The 14,012-nt window shown below is 43.8% G+C and carries 15 protein-coding genes and 1 pseudogene; all 16 read left to right on the plus strand.

Annotated elements, in window-relative coordinates; all coding sequences use genetic code 11:
- Positions 1–3 precede the first annotated feature (3 nt).
- The 16 genes and pseudogenes from QUF86_RS06255 to QUF86_RS06330 all read left to right on the plus strand — a co-directional run bounded on the left by QUF86_RS06255 (position 4) and on the right by QUF86_RS06330 (position 13,962).
- The gene (locus tag QUF86_RS06255) at positions 4–1,476 is read left to right on the plus strand and encodes a heme ABC transporter ATP-binding protein (protein WP_289333838.1); all 1,473 of its coding nucleotides are present in this window, start codon (positions 4–6) and stop codon (positions 1,474–1,476) included.
- Positions 1,473–2,438 carry an adenosylcobinamide-phosphate synthase CbiB gene (gene cbiB / locus QUF86_RS06260; RefSeq protein ID WP_289333839.1) on the plus strand — a complete coding sequence of 322 codons (966 nt, stop codon included), beginning with the start codon at positions 1,473–1,475 and terminating at the stop codon, positions 2,436–2,438. The genes QUF86_RS06255 and cbiB overlap by 4 nt, the downstream gene beginning before the upstream one ends.
- Positions 2,413–3,486 (plus strand): threonine-phosphate decarboxylase CobD, encoded by a 1,074-nt coding sequence (cobD, locus tag QUF86_RS06265; RefSeq protein WP_289333840.1) that lies wholly within the window; start codon positions 2,413–2,415, stop codon positions 3,484–3,486. The genes cbiB and cobD overlap by 26 nt, the downstream gene beginning before the upstream one ends.
- Positions 3,459–4,034, plus strand: coding sequence for a bifunctional adenosylcobinamide kinase/adenosylcobinamide-phosphate guanylyltransferase (locus QUF86_RS06270; protein ID WP_289333841.1), 576 nt, complete (start codon positions 3,459–3,461; stop codon positions 4,032–4,034). The genes cobD and QUF86_RS06270 overlap by 28 nt, the downstream gene beginning before the upstream one ends.
- Positions 4,031–4,822 (plus strand): adenosylcobinamide-GDP ribazoletransferase, encoded by a 792-nt coding sequence (gene cobS / locus QUF86_RS06275; RefSeq protein ID WP_289314249.1) that lies wholly within the window; start codon positions 4,031–4,033, stop codon positions 4,820–4,822. Before QUF86_RS06270 ends, cobS begins: the two co-directional genes overlap by 4 nt.
- Complete coding sequence (locus QUF86_RS06280; RefSeq protein ID WP_289333843.1) at positions 4,780–5,397, plus strand: histidine phosphatase family protein; 618 nt, start codon at positions 4,780–4,782, stop codon at positions 5,395–5,397. Before cobS ends, QUF86_RS06280 begins: the two co-directional genes overlap by 43 nt.
- A 5-nt stretch (positions 5,398–5,402) precedes the next feature.
- Positions 5,403–5,777: a bifunctional adenosylcobinamide kinase/adenosylcobinamide-phosphate guanylyltransferase gene (locus QUF86_RS06285; protein WP_289333844.1), complete on the plus strand. Its 375-nt coding sequence runs from the start codon at positions 5,403–5,405 to the stop codon at positions 5,775–5,777.
- A gap of 14 nt (positions 5,778–5,791) precedes the next feature.
- A complete protein-coding gene (locus QUF86_RS06290) occupies positions 5,792–6,376 on the plus strand; it encodes a cob(I)yrinic acid a,c-diamide adenosyltransferase (protein ID WP_289314252.1) in 585 nt (194 codons plus the stop codon).
- 2 nt (positions 6,377–6,378) lie between these two features.
- The gene (locus QUF86_RS06295; RefSeq protein ID WP_289333845.1) at positions 6,379–6,873 is read left to right on the plus strand and encodes an ECF transporter S component; all 495 of its coding nucleotides are present in this window, start codon (positions 6,379–6,381) and stop codon (positions 6,871–6,873) included.
- Positions 6,870–7,568 (plus strand): ATP-binding protein, encoded by a 699-nt coding sequence (locus QUF86_RS06300; protein WP_289333846.1) that lies wholly within the window; start codon positions 6,870–6,872, stop codon positions 7,566–7,568. The genes QUF86_RS06295 and QUF86_RS06300 overlap by 4 nt, the downstream gene beginning before the upstream one ends.
- Before the next feature lie 360 nt (positions 7,569–7,928).
- Positions 7,929–8,469: pseudogene (locus QUF86_RS06305) on the plus strand (GntT/GntP/DsdX family permease); the annotation flags it as partial.
- Between the two features lie 22 nt (positions 8,470–8,491).
- Entirely contained in the window at positions 8,492–10,036 is a 1,545-nt protein-coding gene (gene gntK, locus QUF86_RS06310; protein WP_289318251.1) for a gluconokinase, read from the plus strand.
- 97 nt (positions 10,037–10,133) lie between these two features.
- Complete coding sequence (gene ybaK, locus QUF86_RS06315; RefSeq protein ID WP_289327100.1) at positions 10,134–10,610, plus strand: Cys-tRNA(Pro) deacylase; 477 nt, start codon at positions 10,134–10,136, stop codon at positions 10,608–10,610.
- A gap of 89 nt (positions 10,611–10,699) precedes the next feature.
- Positions 10,700–11,818: a PRK06851 family protein gene (locus QUF86_RS06320; protein ID WP_289314255.1), complete on the plus strand. Its 1,119-nt coding sequence runs from the start codon at positions 10,700–10,702 to the stop codon at positions 11,816–11,818.
- A 155-nt stretch (positions 11,819–11,973) separates the two neighbouring features.
- Entirely contained in the window at positions 11,974–12,840 is an 867-nt protein-coding gene (locus tag QUF86_RS06325; RefSeq protein ID WP_289314256.1) for a Cof-type HAD-IIB family hydrolase, read from the plus strand.
- Positions 12,841–12,867: 27 nt separating this feature from the next.
- Positions 12,868–13,962 carry a PQQ-dependent sugar dehydrogenase gene (locus tag QUF86_RS06330; RefSeq protein WP_289333847.1) on the plus strand — a complete coding sequence of 365 codons (1,095 nt, stop codon included), beginning with the start codon at positions 12,868–12,870 and terminating at the stop codon, positions 13,960–13,962.
- The last annotated feature ends 50 nt before the right edge of the window (positions 13,963–14,012 follow it).

Genomic DNA, 14,012 nt, shown 5'->3' on the forward strand with positions numbered 1-14,012 from the left:
TGGATGCTTGAAGTTAAAGGGTTAACAGGTGGATATGACAACAAAGCTGTTTTGGACTCTGTTACTTTTGATGTACATAAAGGGGAATTATTCGGGATTCTTGGCCCAAATGGCAGCGGAAAAACGACGCTTTTAAGTATGCTTAGCGGGGTGCTCGATTATAAGGGCGGAAGCATACGGATAAGAGGAAGGGATTTAAAGGATTATTCGTCAAAACAACTTGCACAGGTCATTGCTGTGCTCCCTCAGCATTCCTCATTAGCTTTCTCATATACGGTAAAAGAGACGGTCTCACTTGGGCGATATGCCCATCAAACAGGTTGGTTCCATAGTTGGTCCGCAGAAGATGAAACGATTGTCCAACGGGTCATGGAACAAACGGGAGTAGCGGATTTTCACGATCTTCAATTTGAACGATTATCAGGCGGGGAGAGACAAAGGGTCTTATTGGCACAGGCACTTGCCCAAGAACCGGAAATCCTTTTTTTGGATGAGCCTACGAACCACTTGGATCTTTCCTATCAAAAGGATCTTCTTGATCTAATGAGGAAAATGGCAAAAGAGCAAAAGTTGACCGTTATTTCAATTTTTCATGACTTGAATTTGGCTGGGTTATATTGTGATCGGCTTATGTTGCTTGAAAAAGGGGAAATTTTGGTTGTGGATGTGCCGAATGAAGTGCTCCGACAGGAACGGATTCAGGGGGTATATCGTACGACGATCGAAAAACATCCACATCCCGCCCTTCCGAAACCGCAAATGTTCATCGTTCCGGAAAAGCATGGCAATGATACTATCCCATTGGAAATTGATGATTCTTATCTGACAGTCGGATCTGAAATTATTCAATTGAATTCCCCGATCCCGCTTAGAACGATGTCTTCTGGAGTGACTGGTTCGGGGACGGGATGGCATAAATATTTCGTGAATAGGCATGTCCATCATGGATATGATTGCGAGGATCATCATGTTGAAATGGCTGACTATTTAAAAACTCATGGATTTGACCCGCAGCAAACGGTAGGGATGATGACGGCTGTCTTTCTCGATACGGTTGCCTTCAAGTTATTAAGAGCTGAAGATTTCTCGGTTTTTATCATCGTGACCGCTGGTGTAGGGAATGCCATCGACGCATCTTTAGCTGACCGACATTCTTGGAGTTCCGCTCCAGGAACGATAAATACATGGATCTTCATAAATGGGCATTTGGCAGAAGAGGCTTTCATCCACAGCATAGTTACTGCGACCGAGGCAAAAGTAAAAGCGCTTCATGATTTGCATGTCTTGGATAAGGTGACAAATACATGTGCAACAGGAACATCGACAGACAGCATTTTGATTGGGGCAACTCAAAGAGGGGCAAAGCTTCAATATGCAGGCACCATCACTCCGTTAGGGAAGCTGATCAGCCGCGGTGTATATGATTGTACAGTGGAAGCATTAAACAATAATCGGAAACGGATTGAGGATTTATGATTTACCATCATCTTATTGCGGTTACGCTGGCGTTTTTCCTTGATCTATTAATTGGTGATCCGCCAAATTGGCCGCATCCAGTCAAATGGATAGGAACGATGATAAGCAAGTTGGATCTGGCATTCAATAGAGGAACACATAAGAAGCGGAATGGACTCTTCATGTTGTTCATCGTCTTATCGGTGGTGTTATTGATTACTGGTCTTACCGTCTATTTGGCTTATCGTATCCATCCGCTTGCAGGTATCCTTTGGGAAGCTATTGTCATTTCCACTACGATAGCTCAGAAAGGCTTGAAGCAAGCTGGAATGGATGTTTGCCATCCATTGAATCGAGGGGATTTTCCTGAAGCGAGGCTAAAGCTTTCCTATATCGTGGGCCGTGATACTGCGGATCTTGATGAATCCGAAATAGTCAGGGGCACCGTGGAAACCGTAGCGGAAAATACCAGTGATGGGATTACAGCCCCGATGTTTTGGGCAGCCATTGGCGGTGCGCCGCTCGCGATGGTGTACAGGGCGATTAATACCTGCGATTCCATGGTAGGGTACAAAAATGATAAATATGGGCAATTTGGTTGGGCTTCAGCCAAGCTCGATGATATCGTCAACTGGATTCCCAGCCGCCTCACCGGGTTCCTGATGTTGCTGAGCTCGAAATCCGGCTATCATGGATTTGGTGCTAGATGGAAGATATTATTCAATGATGCAAAAAAACATCCAAGCCCGAACAGCGGGTGGTGTGAAGCAGGCGTTGCTGCCATTTTGGGAATACAGCTTGGAGGCCGGAATATGTACAAAGGAATTGTTTCCGACCGTGCGAGGATGGGAGTTCCGCTTGTTCGATTGGAAGCAAAACATATACCAAAAACGATTACCATCATGCATCGGTCATCTTTTCTATTTCTACTGATGCTATGGCTAGGGGGACTTATTCTTGACATTACCTTCTCATGGCTCTAATCCTCATTATCTTTACGAAGCGCTGGAAATCGAAATGCCTGAATCGGTTCTCGACTTCAGTGCTAACATCAACCCATTGGGTCCGCCTTTACGCATAAAGGAACAGTGGTCTGGGTTTTTCGAAGGAATCCTTCAATACCCAGATCCGCATGCCATTGAGCTGACAAAATCGATCGCAAAAAAAGAAGCTCTTCCAGAGCAATCCGTTTTGGTGGGTAACGGTGGTGCAGAAATAATCATGTTGGTAGCGAACAGATTAGCCAATCAAAGGGTGTTAATCATTCAGCCTGCATTTGCGGAATATGCAGAGGCTTGTTTGGCGGCAGGGTGTGAGGTCGATTTTCATCAACTTAATGCACCTGAGTGGCAACTTGACTTGGATCGATTGATTTCGCGGTTACCCGAATATGATGCAATTTTCTTGTGTACCCCTAATAATCCGACGGGTGTCTCATTTAAGCGGGATGAAGTTAGGGAATTAATCATTGAATGTCAAAAAGCGGATTGCCTGGTTGTCATGGATGAGGCTTTTTATGATTTTACGGAAGATGCCTTTACTTATGCTACTTTAATCAATGTATTCCCACATTTACTCATTCTAAGATCAATGACTAAAATCTTTGCCATTCCGGGTTTAAGACTAGGCTATTTGCTTGCGGCACCGGATATCATAACTCAGGTAAGAACTTATAAACCGCATTGGAGCGTCAACCATGTGGCATTGGAAGTAGGGGAAATCTGTCTTGCAGAAGAAGAATATATGAGAGAAACAAGAGACTATATTCAATTGCAAAAGCAGAAACTATTCCGGTTTTATGAGGAGCAAGGATTGATTGTCTCCAATAGCACAGTTAATTTTTATTTAGTGAAAGATGAATCCTTATCCCTTTTCCCCTTTTTGCTGAAAAAAGGAATCGTACCGCGCCATACCTATAATTTCCCGGGTTTGGATGGAAAGTGGCTTCGGTTTGCAGTGAAGAGTGAACATGATAACGAAGCACTGATGGAGGGGGTAAGACAGTGGAGAAAGCAAGGCTCTGTTTTATAACCGGGGGTGTCCGTTCCGGAAAAAGCAGTTTCGCAGAAAGAAAAGCCCTGGAGTATGCACTCCAAATGGATGGGAACTTGCATTACCTCGCCTGTGGCCGTGTCAGTGATGTTGAAATGGGTGACCGCATCCATAGGCACCAGAAACATAGAGAAAGCAGCCCAATTGCCTGGCAGACTTCGGAATACGCAACGGATATTACAAGAATAGGAGCGGACATTAATCAGGATTCTATAATCCTGCTCGATTGTCTGACAACCCTGCTTGATAACGAACTATTTGGCCCTGGCATTCCGCTTGAAAAAGAATTTTTAGATAGCGTTTTTTCAAAAATAATAAACGGGATCAATGAGATAAGAAAACAATCCAGCTGTTTAATAGTCGTGAGCAATGAATTGGTGCAAGAACCGATTTTCCATAATGAATTCCTCCATCTATACGGAAAAACACTAGGTCTGCTTCATCAAATGATTGTCGGGCAGGCCGATGAAGCCTATCTTGTTGAATCGGGAATACCATTGCGGAAGAAAGGGTGCATCCAGGAATGAACGGAGCAATCGGATTTTTAATTAACCTGCAGTTCTTTACGATTTTTCCAATAAAGAAACAGCTTCCGATGGAGAAGAAATATATTCACCGTGCCATTCAAACCTTTCCATTAGTCGGTCTTTTACTAGGCTTGATATTGGGTGGTGTTTTATATGCACTAGTGGAATGGACCCCATTGTCCTCCCTTGCGATTGCCTTTTTCCTTTGGTTTTTGACGATGGCATTAACTGGAGGTTTGCACCTCGATGGTTGGATCGATGCAAGTGATGCTTTTTTTTCCTATCAGGATAAAGAGCGTCGATTGGAAATCATGAAGGATTCAAGGACAGGTGCATTCGGTGTCATCTCCGTCATCGTCCTATTGGCAGCACGGTTTCTATTTATCTATGAAATTGTCGAAAGGGTAAATGAATGGACATACTTCTTGATCATTGCCCTTCCGCTCTTAAGCAAATGTGTGATGGGCTATTTGCTCATCCGGATGCCGCTGGCTAAAAATGAGGGACTCGGTGCTTTTTTTCAAAGTGCAGTAAAGAAAAGCAGTTTGCCCATTTATTGGCTGTACCTCTTTGTAAGTCTGGCGATTGCCTGGATCATCGATTTTAAGCTTGTCACCCTATTTTTCATCATGTGTCTGGCTGCGCTGTTTTTCCTGCTTTATATAAAACGTAAAGTGGTAAGTTGGTTCGGTGGGATTACTGGGGATGTACTGGGTGCATCCGTGGAAGGGGTTGAGCTTTGGTTATGGCTGATATTGTGGCTATTACACTACTTCGCCATGGGCTGACAGAAGCGAATGAGCGAAAGGCCTATTTAGGCTGGACGGATTCCCGATTAAGTATCGAAGGAGAAAAGGAAATACTGGACTTAAGGGGCTCTTACCCGCAGTATGAAAAAATTCACACGAGTGATTTGCCTCGTTGTGTGGAAACTGCAAGACTGTTGTTTCCAGATGTAGTTCCGGTCAAAAACCCCTCGTTTCGTGAAATGAACTTCGGCAGTTGGGAAGGGCGAACGTATGAAGAGTTGAAGACAGATGAAGATTATCTTAATTGGCTGGAACGTCCCATGGAGGCAATGGTGCCTGGGGGTGAAAGTTATCCGGCATTTTCCGAACGTGTCAATGATGGCTGGAATCAATTGATTGCCTGTAAGGAGAACCGATTTGCCTTAATGACGCATGGAGGGGTAATACGTGATTTATTGGTCCGATATGCCCCGATGGAAAAGTCTTTTTTTGATTGGGGGATTTCCCATGGCAGGGGATATGAGCTGATATGGGAAGATCGGAACAGTTTAAGGAGGGGAGAACGCTGCACTTTGTTACAGGAGGCGCCTATAATGGGAAAACTAAATGGGTAAAGCAATTGTATGGTTTGGAAAATGATGTCCTTTGGCTATCCGGTTATCGAAAAGAACAGCCGGAATTGATTGATTTTCAAGGCAAGACTGTTGTATTGCAAGGGTTGGATGCATGGATTCAGCAAGATGCAGAAAAAATGGATTCAGATTCGATTCGAAAAAGATGGAAGGAAATCATGGCTGATTGGCGAATATGGGAGAAAGAAAGGGATGAACACAACTGCATTGTGATCGGTTCTGATATTTCCAAAGGCATTGTCCCGATGGAAGCGAGAGATCGCAGATGGCGCGATGCCTGCGGATGGGTCTTTCAAGATGTAGCATCCATATCAAGGCGCGTTGATATCATCTGGTATGGAATAAACCAGCGAATAAAATAGAGGAGGTAATGGGGATGAAAATCTATACACGTACAGGGGATAAGGGACAAACAAGCGTAATCGGTGGTCGGCTTGACAAGGATGACATCCGTGTTGATTCTTATGGAACGGTGGATGAAGTGAATAGCTATATCGGTCTTGCGGTGACTGAATTGGACCCCGCGATATTTACGGATGTATTGGCCGATCTAGAGAAAATCCAGCATGAGTTATTTGACTGTGGCGGTGATTTGGCAACCGTTTCCGAGAAGGCCCCACAAAAGTTGACGGATGAGGCCATTACCTATTTGGAAGAACGAATAGATGCCTTCATAATCGAAGCTCCGGAATTGGAAAAGTTTATCCTGCCTGGCGGCACAAAAGCAGCTGCAACCATTCATATTGCCCGTACCGTTACAAGAAGGGCGGAAAGATTGGTCGTTTCATTGATCAAGTCTGGTGCGGCTGTTTCACCATTATCACTTCAATATTTAAATCGTTTGTCGGATTACTTCTTTGCTGTTGCACGTGTGATCAATTTCCGTCTTGGTGTGAAAGATGTGGAATATATCCGTAGCGCAAATGTGTTCCGCGGAGGGAAAAGAAAGGAAAAAGAGTAAACATGGACGTAAGAAAAATTAGTGCAATTGCTATATTCATTGCCTTATCGGCAGTAGGGGCAATGATTAAAATCCCTTCCCCAATCGGGAGTATCGCTTTGGATAGTTTTCCGGCCCTTTTGGCTGCCATCATACTTGGCCCGGTATCGGGGGCTATTGTAGCTGGACTTGGTCATATCATTTCAGCGTTCATCGGCGGCATGACACTTGGGCCATTCCATTTTTTGATCATGGTCGAAATGGCAGTTCTCGTATGGATGTTTGGAATTTTATATATACAAGGAAAAAAAGTAGGCGCATTTTTCCTTTTCTTTATCGGGAATGCCTTCATCTTAGCCTTGCCGTTCGCATTTCTGATCAGCTATGGTTTTTACGCGTTGTTGGTTCCGGGATTAACGGTGGCGACGGCGGTAAATGTAGTATTGGCAGTCCTTTTACTGCCCCGCTTGGAGCCTGTTTTGAAAAAAATGATCTTTAAAGATGGACTCGTAGAATGAGTGATTCATTGATTTTACCATTTTCCGAATCAGATTCATTGATTGTTTCAAGTGATAATAGCGGCGGAATCGGCCTGAAGGAAAAAGATCTTGTCCATGTCCCTTATGAGGTCGTTGGATATTATTCCTTTCGGGTTGCCGTCATGGAATGTTTGGGTGTTGGCGGAAGACCAGTATCCGTTGTCCTAAATAATTTCTGCGGTGATGAAGCCTGGGAGGACTTGACCAGGGGTGTCAGGAAGGGGCTGAAAGAATTGGGAATGGAGGACCTTCCCATTACTGGCAGCACAGAAAGTAACATGCCGCTTCTTCAATCCGCGGTTGGACTTATGGTGATCGGTAAACGAGTGAATGAATGTATTAAAAAGCAACATCCTTTACGGAAAATCGCACTGATCGGCAGGCCGCTCGTTGGAGAAGAAGTAATGGATCAGCAAGATTGGGTCGCGCCACTATCTTTATATAAAAGCCTATGTGAAATGGAAGACGTTCAGGCACTTCCAGTCGGCTCAAAAGGGATAGGATATGAATGGGAGCATCTGGATCAAAGTGGTGAAGGTGTTTCTGTGCATATAAGTAATAAAGTCGATATTGAAAAATCGTCAGGACCATCCACCTGCTTCCTCATTGCTTATCCTGAACAGCTGGAGGAAGAAATCAAGCACCGATCCGGTCCTCTTTTTATTGGTGAATGATCATTTCATGACTGAATCAGGTATCGAGTTTAGTTCACGATGAACAGGTTCGATGCTTTTTTCATTGAGATCTTACCTATATGGATTCCTTATCCTGATTTAGAGTGAATGATTGAATAAGACGTTTAGTTTATTTGGATAGAGCCAGAACAATAGTTTGTTGATTTATGCGCTTGTTTCCACTATTTTCTTGATCGTTATCAAAGCCCATTTATTGCGTTACTTCTCGCTTCCGTCCTTTAGGGATTAGCAGGTATGGATGTTCCGGATGTTGCAGATGCTGTTCAGACAGGGATATTTGATCATCGGTATTCCCACAGCACATTTTAGCTGGTCCTGTTTTTGGTTCCTACATATCTCATTGGAGAACCGATCATCGCCCTCATGGTCCTCTGTGGTGGTTTCATTCTTTACATTAGGTTACGCTAGGGGTATTAATAAAGTAACACTAAACCAATTCATGTCAGCCTGCCTTGCTCCACCTGCGTCCATTATCTTGATTATCGGAGCGGGCGGTGCATTTAAAAATGTATTGATCACGGGCGGAATGGGTGAAGCCGTTGCAAGTTTAACGACATCCTTTGATATTTCACTAATTCTGTTTGGCTGCGTTGCAGCTATGATTCGTGTGGCCACAGGTTCAGCAATTGTCGCGATGACAACTGCGGTAGGTATTGTGCTGCCGATCATCTTCTGTACCAGGTGTTAATATTGAATTGCCGGTCCGTGCAATCGGTTCAGGTTCATTCATTCTATCCCATGTGAATGATGCCGGATTTTGGATGATCAAAGAGTTCTTTAATTTACAGTCGCACAAACGCTAAAATCTTGGACGGTTATGGAAACGATTGTATCAATCGTTTCACTTATCCTAATCTTACTATTGAATTCAATTGTTTAAGAGAGAGGAGCATGATGTAAGTATGGGACATTCAGGTTATATGATGGGGATCGATATTGGTACGACGAGTACGAAGGTTGTTCTTTTTTCAAAAAGGGGGGAGGTTGTCCAATCCTGTTCGAAGGGATACCCTCTTCACAGTCCAACGCCTTCGGTTGCGGAACAAGATCCAGAAGAAATTTATAAAGCGGTCATCATTGCAATAGGCGAGGTTATGATTACAAGCGGAATAAAGAAGGATGAACTGGGTTTCATATCGTTCAGTTCGGCGATGCATAGCTTGATCGCCATGGGTAAAGACGGTAATCCGCTTACGAATAGCATTACATGGGCGGATAATCGAAGTGCTGCCTATGCGGGGAAATTGAAGGCTTCGGAACAGGGGATGCAATTGTATCACAGGACGGGGACGCCCATTCATCCAATGTCCCCAATCACGAAAGTAATGTGGTTAAGAAGTGAGCATCCCGGGACTTTTAACGAAACGGACAAATTTATAGGGATTAAAGAATACATCATCTATAAATTTTTCAATGAGTATGTGATGGATTATTCGCTCGCTTCTGCAACGGGTATGTTCAACTTGAATGACTTGAATTGGGATGAAGAGGCACTCACCATTGCTGGAATTGGGGCTGACAAGCTGCCAACGCTTGTCCCCACAACGCATATCCTCTCAGGTTTAAGTGAGGAATTAGCTGCAAAAATGAACATTCAGGCAGGTACCCCGTTTGTTATTGGCGCGAGTGATGGAGTGCTTGCGAACTTAGGGCAAAACGCCATCAAGCCAGGCGTTCTGGCAGTGACAATCGGAACGAGCGGTGCAGTAAGAACCGTTAGTGACCGACCGCTTACCGACCCGAAAGGCAGGACATTCTGCTATGCCCTTACTGAGAATCATTGGGTAATCGGTGGACCGGTCAACAATGGGGGAATCACCTTCCGATGGGCACGGGATCAATTAGGACGTGTGGAAATCGAAAAAGCGAAGGCTTCTGGACAGGACTCCTATGAGATACTGACGGATATGGCTTCCAATATTGCACCTGGATCGGATGGGTTGATATTCCATCCGTATATGGCAGGGGAACGGGCGCCATTATGGAGTGCCGATGCAAGGGGTTCCTTCTTTGGACTGGCTCTTCATCATACTCGTGACCATATGGTCCGGGCAGTGCTGGAGGGTGTGATGTATAACTTATACAGTGTCCTTCTTGCTGTTAGGGAACTGACTGGTGCTCCCGAGAAAATTCATGCAAGCGGTGGGTTTGTCCGCTCGAAGCTCTGGCGTCAAATCATGGCTGATATATTTAATCAGAACGTTACAATTCCAGAAAGCTTTGAGAGTTCGAGCTTAGGTGCCGCCGTTCTTGGGTTGTACGCTTTAGGGGAAATCGAGAGCCTCGATGAGGTTGAAGGTATGATTGGTGAAACGAATGAACTTGTCCCAATCGAAGAGAACGTTAAAGTGTATGAAGAATTAATGTCGATTTATTTATCCGTGAGCAGGAATTTAGAAGACGACTATAAGAGGATCGCTGATTTCCAAAGACGTCATTTAGAATGAATATAAGGGAAAGTACAGATGCATGAGCACTGTGCTTTTCTTTTTGCCTTTGTTTAAAAATGGTAAGATGATAGAAAAAGATAAGGGGATTTATAATATGGGAGCAAGTAAAACGAATGCAATGCGAATTCTAGATAACAAACGTATAGAGTATGGCATGATGAGTTATGATGCCACCGATGGAAAAATCGACGGGATCACTGTTGCGGATAAAATTGGAAAAGCGCCAGAAACCGTTTTTAAAACGCTTGTTACCCATAACGGACCACAGCAGCTTTATGTATTCGTCATTCCTGTAGCCACCGAACTGGATTTGAAAAAAGCAGCGAAGGCGGCAGGGGCAAAAAAAATAGAGATGCTTGCAGTTAAAGACCTGCAAAAATACACAGGGTACATTCGGGGAGGCTGTTCCCCGATCGGAATGAAAAAGCAATACCCGACCTTTATCGATGAAAGTGCAGCAAACCTGCCTGAAATCATCGTAAGCGGAGGGAAGATCGGTACACAGATCGTTTTAAAACCGTCAGAATTCCTGGAGGTCACACAAGCGGAATCTGTAGGCCTAATAAAATAGACTGTTAACCTTTAGGCATTCACCTATTAGGTCTTTTCTGCATACGCTGTCTTGAAGATCACATCTGTATTGTGAGGGAGAGTGTAAAAGTGACAGGAAAAGTGATGCATTATTTCGCTGGAGGCAATACGGCTAAAGGTTTTTATAGTTTATATGATTCCAATTTAGCAGGCCTGGAAAGATTATTCATATTAAAAGGCGGACCTGGCTCCGGTAAATCGACCATAATGAAAAAAATCGGCCAAGAATGGCTGGATAAAGACTATGACATCGAGTATTTACATTGTTCGTCCGATAATGATTCCATTGATGGAGTAATCATACCGGCTTTGAAAATCGGACTCGTGGATGGGACCGCGCCGCATGTGATTGAGCCGAAGGCACCTGGGGCCATTGAGGAATATGTCAATCTAGGAGCTGCCTGGAATTCCCAGCAGCTGGCTTCTGAAAGAGCCGCCATCATAAGATTGACGAATGCGAGAAGCAAGAGTTTCGAGAAGGCATATGCCCTATTCGCTGAAGCATTGAAGATACATGATGAATGGGAAGATATTTATAAGGCAAATATTGATTTCGCTAAATTGAACGGGTTGACCAATAAATTGATAGAAGGCTTTTACAGAGATATCGTCCTCAATAAGAAGTCGGATGTTCGTCACCGATTCTTAGGTGCCGCTACACCAAAGGGTGCAGTTGATTTCATCCCCAATATTACTGAGGGAATACAAAAACGGTACTTTTTAAAGGGACGCCCAGGTTCAGGGAAATCAACGATGCTGAAGAAGATTGCAAAGGCTGCGGAGCAAAGAGGCTTTGATGTGGAAGTATATCATTGCGGTTTCGATCCGCATAGCTTGGACATGGTAATTGTCCGGGAGGTAGGGATCGCCATTTTTGACAGCACATCCCCTCATGAATATTTCCCGAGTTGTGAAGGTGATGAAATCATTGATATATATAAAACGGCCATCCTGCCAGGAACGGACGAAATTTATGCTGATCAGTTAAAGGATGTTTCCTCCAGGTACCGGACGAAAATGAATGAAGCGACAGCCAGTCTGGCTAAAGCAAAAGAGTTGCATGACGAACTTGAAAAGATTTATGTAAAAGCGATGGACTTTACAGCCATCGATGACATTCAAAGAGACATCCACGAACAGATTATTGAACGGGCACAGGAAGTGGATAGCCAAACGATCCTGCATTAAAAAAACAAACTGCACCTATCTTAATTAGGTGCAGTTTATTTATATACATAATTGGATTAAGTCACACCAAGAATCGATACGGGTTTGTTAAACGTGTTTATCCACGCCCATTCGGTTAAAATAGGGATTATATTGAAAAGAAGGAGCCGGTTGAATTGATAAAGACGATTGCGATTGATATGGACGGAACATTGTTAAATAAAATGCAAAAGGTCAGTGAGGAAAATAAACATGCAATCCAGAGGGCGCAAAGTGAGGGAGTGGAAGTGATCATTGCTACTGGAAGATCTTATGTGGAAGCAAGGTTCGCTTTAGATGAAGCAGGAATCGTTTGCCCTGTAATCTGTGTAAATGGTGCTGCCCTCTTCACGGAGGATGGAAAGGTTGCTGCTTCCAATCCAATGTCAGCTGCCACTGCTAAAATGGTCGCTGGATTCCTCGAAGAACAAGGGATTTATTTCGAAATATATACGAGTCAGGGGATTTATTCTAAAGACTATGAAAACGCAATATCCGCTTTGGTTGATGTATTCGTTACAGCCAATCCGGACATTGACCCTGAGAATATGCGGAAATATGCGGAGGAGCGTTTACAGCTTGGACAGGTAACTTCCATTTCCGATTATTCCGAGTTATTCAGCCATTCGAATGTGGAATATTATAAAATTCTCAGCTTCTCAAAAGATTTAAGTTTATTGAATCAAATTGCAACGAAATTGAAAGGACAGGGAGTTACAGTCACTTCATCAGGACGTGAAAATGTGGAAATCATGAGTGGGACAGCTCAAAAAGGTACGGCACTTGAAACATATGTGAATGAAAAATCCGGTTCGATGCAGGAAACCATGGCCATTGGGGATAATTATAATGATGTATCCATGTTTGAACGGGTAGGTTTGTCTGTCGCAATGGGAAATGCCCCGCTCGATATTCAAAAACTGTGTGATGAAGTAACAGGCAAGAATGATGAGTCCGGTGTAGCGGAGGCCATTTTAAAGGTACTTAAACAGTCAGCCTATTAAACTCCTGAATCGGAAGGGGAAAAAGTTTTGAAAAGATGGCTCTTATTTTTCCTTATGGCAACAATGACTTTAACTGGTTGTAACATGAATGAAGAGGACAGCAAAACCCAGCCGAATCCTGATAAAGAAGTGACGGGCACTTTAGGAGAAGATCCGGATGTGCTAGTAACGAACCTGCATATCCCATGGTCGATTCAGAAGGAAGAGGACACAATGTATGTCTCAGAGCGGACAGGAACCATCGTAGAATGGGACAAGGGTAAGATGATACGGCAAAAGGTCAACCTTAAAAAGACATTGTCTACAAAAGCGGAAGCTGGGTTACTTGGATTTTCGTTAACTCCCGATTTCGCTAAGAGCAGGCAAGCTTTCGCCTATTATACGTATGAAGAAGGCAGGGAATCCATCAATCGAATCGTCATTTTACAAAAAGATGATGATAAATGGCAGGAGATGGAGACCTTGATCGATGGCATACCAAGCGGGGATTTCCACCATGGTGGCCGAATCAAGATGGGACCGGACGATAAGCTATATGCAACAACAGGTGATGCAAGAAATCCGGAGATCGCACAGGACATAGATTCTTTAGGCGGGAAGATTTTGCGCATGAATCCGGATGGCACCATTCCGAAAGATAATCCTTTCGGGAATTCATACGTCTATTCATACGGTCACCGCAATCCACAAGGTCTGGCGTGGGATGAAGCCGGACAATTGTATGAAAGTGAGCACGGCGATTCGGCTCACGATGAATTAAATAAGATCGATCCAGGTAAAAACTACGGCTGGCCAGAAATAGAAGGCGATGAGCAAAAACCTGGTATGGTAAATCCATTGATTCATTCCGGTGAAAATACATGGGCTCCTTCTGGAATGTCCTATTCTGACGGAAAGCTTTATTTTGCAGCATTAAGGGGCGAAGCGCTTAAGAGTTATGATGTACAGAGCGGAAAACTGACTAATATCATTACGGGCTCAGGAAGGATACGTGATGTTTTCATAGATGGAGAATCCCTTTATTTCATAAGCAACAATACGGATGGCCGAGGAAATTCTGATGAAAAAGACGATAAGCTATATCGTTTGCCACTTTCTCGGTTAAAAGGAAATTTGCCCTGAGGTTATCAATGCGAAGGAGCTGCAAGTCGGAAAAGAGGTGTTTGTGATTC

Source organism: Peribacillus sp. NJ11 (assembly GCF_030348405.1).
Classification (GTDB): Bacteria; Bacillota; Bacilli; order Bacillales; family DSM-1321; genus Peribacillus.